This is a genomic window from Neisseria sp. P0021.S007, assembly GCF_051956855.1.
The window spans coordinates 1-451 of sequence record NZ_JBQCXA010001647.1; the positions used below are offsets into that span (position 1 = coordinate 1).

General features: G+C 50.8%; 1 protein-coding gene. It reads right to left on the minus strand.

The window, feature by feature from the left end:
* The coding region (locus ACTHUR_RS20715; RefSeq protein WP_440400683.1) for a cation transporter at positions 1-434 on the minus strand (434 nt) is incomplete at its 3' end.
* Positions 435-451 lie beyond the last annotated feature (17 nt).

Genomic DNA, 451 nt, shown 5'->3' on the forward strand with positions numbered 1-451 from the left:
CCTTTAATGCTCGCCCACGCGCTTTTGTAAAACGGGATTGCCAGCCAAAGCTGCACAATACTTGCCAGCACAAATTGCCATACAGGCGGAATCATCCAATCGTGCCGCCCGATCATCATGCCTGCCATGCCGATTAAGAACGGAATATTGATGACCAGCAAAAGCCACAGCCTCCAGTTTACATGCGCTGTTTCTTCGGGCTGCGGCAGCGCGTCTTCCGTTTTTTCCTTCGCGCCGTAACCGGTTTTCTCGATAATTTTGGCGATGTCGGCTGCGGAGGTTTTGCTGTCGTCAAACGTAACCTGCGCCTCCTCGCTGGCGAAGTTCACCCCTGCCGATTCGACAAAATCTTTTTTGTTCAATACTTTTTCAATACGCGAAGCGCAGGCCTGACAGGTCATGCCTTCGATTTGAAAACGGACTTTTTGTTGCATGGCAAAGCCTCCTATTG